This is a genomic window from Plasticicumulans sp., assembly GCF_035331805.1.
Lineage (GTDB): Bacteria > Pseudomonadota > Gammaproteobacteria > Competibacterales > Competibacteraceae > Plasticicumulans.
Map to the genome: position 1 here is coordinate 1 of NZ_DAOLKE010000316.1, position 4,066 is coordinate 4,066.

Annotated in this window: 3 protein-coding genes; all 3 read right to left on the reverse strand. The window is 72.4% G+C overall.

Annotation, left to right across the window (positions count from 1 at the left end):
- Window positions 1–209 precede the first annotated feature (209 nt).
- Window positions 210–1,283: a homoserine O-succinyltransferase gene (locus tag PKE44_RS16000; protein WP_324553117.1), complete on the reverse strand. Its 1,074-nt coding sequence runs from the start codon at window positions 1,281–1,283 to the stop codon at window positions 210–212.
- Window positions 1,284–1,376: 93 nt separating this feature from the next.
- On the reverse strand, window positions 1,377–3,479 hold the full coding sequence (gene recG / locus PKE44_RS16005) for an ATP-dependent DNA helicase RecG (protein ID WP_324553120.1): 2,103 nt from the start codon (window positions 3,477–3,479) through the stop codon (window positions 1,377–1,379).
- Between the two features lie 24 nt (window positions 3,480–3,503).
- Entirely contained in the window at window positions 3,504–3,884 is a 381-nt protein-coding gene (locus PKE44_RS16010; RefSeq protein ID WP_324553123.1) for a carboxymuconolactone decarboxylase family protein, read from the reverse strand.
- Window positions 3,885–4,066: the final 182 nt, after the last annotated feature.

Below are 4,066 nucleotides of genomic sequence, written 5' to 3' on the forward strand. Positions count from 1 at the left end.
GCCGGCTGCCAGCGCGACTGCAGCGTGAAGTCCCGGAAGCTGGCGGGCGCCTGCGCCACGGCGCGAGGCCCGGAAGCGGCAGGACCGCCGGGGACCGGCACTTGCGTCAGCGGCCGCGACGGCCGCACCGGCGCCGGGGCCGCACCGCCCGCCCGCCGCCCGTCCGTCGTCTCCCCTGCCCTCACGCCGCCCGTCTCCCGCAGCATCCCTCAGAGTCCGTTCAGCGGATCGTCCGGATCGACGCCGGGCATGAACGGCACGGCCCGCTCGTGGCCGGTGATCTGGTACATCAGGCCGAGCCAGTTGTTGAAGATCGCCTTGGCGGTGTCGGCCCAGGTGTTGTCGAGCAGGCGCAGCACCGCGGCTTCCGGGAAGTCGCTGCCGTCGGGCTGGCGGCCGTGGTCCTGCTGCTGGAAGACGTGGTTCTTGTACTCGTAGAGCAGCGTCTGCGCGGCCTCGGGGAAGTAATGCTGCACCAGCGGCGGATAGTCGGCGCGTTCGCCGTGCAGGTAGCGCAGCACCTCGCGCTTGTATTCCTTCAGCAGGCTGTCGATGTCGTACTCCGGATGCCCCTGGAAGAACACCTGCCGGAAGCCGTCGGGGCTGACCACCAGATGCGGGCCGACCTCGGCGCTCTCGACCAGCGTGACCAGCCCGGCGTCATCGAGCTGCTCGCGGGTGATCTCGTTCCAGCGCGAGTGCGGCACGTCGAAGCGCGTGTTGATGTTGCGCACCAGCGGGTGCCGGCGATCGACGACGCGGTGCGGAAACACGCCCCAGGCCTTGTCCGGCAGCCGGCGGCGGTGCACGCCGTACTTCATCAGCATGGTCGCGTGCGCGGCCAGACACGCGAACAGCGTGGTCGTGACCTGCTCGTGCGCCCATTCGACCACCTCGGAGAGCGGCCCCCAGAACGGTTCCTGCGTGAAGTCGGGGTTGGAGATGTTGGCGCCGGTGATGATCAGCGCATCCAGGCCCTGCGCCCGGATGGTGTCGAAGGACTCGTACCAGCGCCCGATGTAGGCCTCGGCCTCGGCGCCGCGCCCGATGCCGCCGACCGTGAACGGATGCACGTAGAACTGCGCGATGCGGTTGCTCGAACCGATCAGGCGCATGAACTGGCGCTCGGTCGCGGCGAGCGCGGCGTCCGGCATCATGTTCAGCAGGCCGATGTGCAGTTCGCGGATGTCCTGCTGCGCGGCGCGCGCCTGCGCGAGGATTTCCTCGCCTTCCTCGGCGAGCCGCCCGAAGCTGGGCAGGCCGGAATGGGCAACGAGTGGCATGGTGATGCGGTCTCTGCGGATCGTGGGTTCGGCTGCACGGCGGATCGCAGCGCAGCCGCCGGTTGTGACAGGGGCGCGCAGGATGGGTGCGGTTCAGACCTCGCCGTAGCGCTCGCGCTCGCCGGTCCAGCGACGGGCCAGCGCGGCGGCGGCGTTCGGGTGTTCGACGAGCAGGCGGTCGGCGGCGCGCTGCACGGCCGGCAGCAGGGGCTCGTCGCGCAGCAGGTCGGCGATGCGCAGCGCCAGCGTGCCGGTCTGGCGGGTGCCGAGCACCTCGCCGGGGCCGCGCAGTTCGAGGTCGCGCCGCGCGATCACGAAGCCGTCACTGGTTTCGCGCAGCACGCCGAGCCGCGCCCGGCCCTGCTCGGACAGCGGCGGATGGTACATCAGCACGCAGCTCGATGCCGCAGCCCCCCGCCCGACCCGGCCGCGCAGCTGGTGCAGCTGCGCAAGCCCCAGACGCTCGGCGTTCTCGATGATCATCAGGCTGGCGTTCGGCACGTCGACGCCGACCTCGATGACCGTGGTCGCGACCAGCAGGTCGAGCTCGCCGGCCTTGAAGCGCGCCATCACGGCTTCCTTGTCGACGCCCCTGAGCCGCCCGTGCACGAGGCCGATCCGCAGTTCCGGCAGCTGCTGCATCAGGGCGGCGGCGATGTCGGTCGCCGCCTGCGCGTCCAGGGTTTCCGACTCCTCGACCAGCGTGCACACCCAGTAGGCCTGCCGGCCGCCGCGGCAGGCGGCGCGCACGCGTTCGAGCACCTCGGCGCGGCGCGCTTCCGGCACCGCGACCGTCGTCACCGGCGTGCGCCCGGGCGGCAGCTCGTCGATGACCGTGGTGTCGAGGTCGGCATAGGCGCTCATCGCCAGCGTGCGCGGGATCGGCGTCGCGGTCATGACCATCTGGTGCGGGCAGCGGCTGCCGTCGCGGCCCGCCTCACGCCCCTTGTCGCGCAGCTGCAGGCGCTGGTGCACGCCGAAGCGGTGCTGCTCGTCGATGATCACCAGCGCCAGGCGCGCGAAGTTCACGCCCTCCTGGAACAGCGCGTGCGTGCCGACGACGACCTGGGCCGAGCCATCGGCGATCGCCGCGAGTGCGGCCTCGCGCCCGCGGCCCTTGAGGCGCCCGACCAGCCATTCGACGCGCACGCCGAGCGGCTCCAGCCACTGCGTGAAGTTGCGCAGGTGCTGCTCGGCGAGCAGCTCGGTCGGCGCCATCACCGCCGCCTGCATGCCGGCCTCGACCGCCGAGAGCGCCGCCGCGGCCGCGACCACGGTCTTGCCGCAGCCGACATCGCCCTGCACCAGGCGCAGCATCGGCCGGCTGCCCTGCAGATCGGCGTCGATATCGGCGAGCGCGCGCTGCTGCGCGCCAGTCAGCGCAAACGGCAGCGCCGCGAGCCAGCGCGCGCGCAGCGCCCCGGCCGCGAGCTTCGGCGCCTGCAGCCGCTGCAGGCGCTGGCGCAGCTCGCGCAGCGCGAGCTGGTGGGCGATCAGTTCCTCGAAGGCCAGACGCTGCTGCGCCGGGTGCGTGCCGAGGGCGAGCGCTTCGAGCTCGACGCCCGGCGGCGGCCGGTGCAGCAGGCGCAGCGCCGCGTGCAAATCCGGAAAGCCATGCTCGCGCGCGATCGCCGCCGGCAGCAGGTCGGGCACGGCATCGAGCAGGCGCAGCGCCTCGGCGGTGATCTTGCGCAGCGCGAGCTGATGCAGGCCCTCGGTGCTCGGGTAGACCGGCGTCAGCGTCGCCTCGTCGTCGGCCGGCGCATCGGCCGGGCGGTGCTCGGGATGGATGATTTCCGGGCCGGTCGGGCCGCTGCGCACCTCGCCGAACAGCCGCAGCCGCGCGCCGCGCGCCATCGCCGCCTGCAGCGAGGCACCGAAGTGGAAGAAGCGCAGCACCAGCGTGCCGCTGCCATCGCCGACGCGCACCAGGAAGGACTGGCGCGTGCGCCCGACCGTCTCCATGCCGAGCACCTCGGCCTCGATCACGGCCGGCTCGCCGATCGTGAGTTCGCTGATCGGCACGACCTGCGTGCGGTCCTGCCAGCGCAGCGGCAGGTGAAACAGCAGATCCTCGACCGTGCGCAGGCCGAGCTTCGCCAGCCGCCCGGCGAGCTTGGGGCCGACGCCCTTCAGCGCGTCCAGCGAGCGGCTGGCGGAGACGCTGCGACCGGCCTCGGCGAGCGGATGCGTCATGCGGGCACGATCCCGGAGACCGGTTCAGTCGATCGGCACGCGGTGCGCGGTGGCGAGCGCGTTGGTGGCGCTCGCCATGCCGATCACCGCCAGCAGCTCGCCGTGCATGGCCTCGGTCATGCCCTTGCGCCGTGCCGCCGCCGTGTGCGAGGCGATGCAGTAGTCGCAGCCGTTGGCGACGCTGACCGCGATGTAGATCAGTTCCTTCATCAGCGGATCGAGCCCGCCGTCATCGGCCATCACCGCCTTCATGGCCTCCCAGGTGCGCGCCAGCGTCGGCGGATGGTGCGCGATCGCCTTCCAGAAGTTGTTGACGTGCTCGACCTTGCGCGTGCGCATGATGTCGTCGTAGACGGCACGCACCTCCTCGCAGGCGTCCTCGTACTCGATCAGGGATTCGGCCATGGTTCCGGTCCTCGGGCTGCACGGGGGCCGGCCGCGCAGGCGCGGCGGCCGGGACGGGCGATGCGACCGGACGCCCTGCCCCGGGCGCCCGCTCATCGATCATGCACCGCCGGCAGCGCAACGGTCAGCCCCGCTGCGCTCAGGTCGGCGTCAGCGGTGCGGCGCTGGCCGGCGCGGGCAGC

Excerpts from the sequence above, each read along its gene's own strand:
- PKE44_RS16000 (WP_324553117.1), bottom strand. The coding sequence starts at position 1,283 with ATGCCACTCGTTGCCCATTCCGGCCTGCCCAGCTTCGGGCGGCTCGCC.
- PKE44_RS16010 (WP_324553123.1), bottom strand. The coding sequence starts at position 3,884 with ATGGCCGAATCCCTGATCGAGTACGAGGACGCCTGCGAGGAGGTGCGT.
- recG (WP_324553120.1), bottom strand. The coding sequence starts at position 3,479 with ATGACGCATCCGCTCGCCGAGGCCGGTCGCAGCGTCTCCGCCAGCCGC.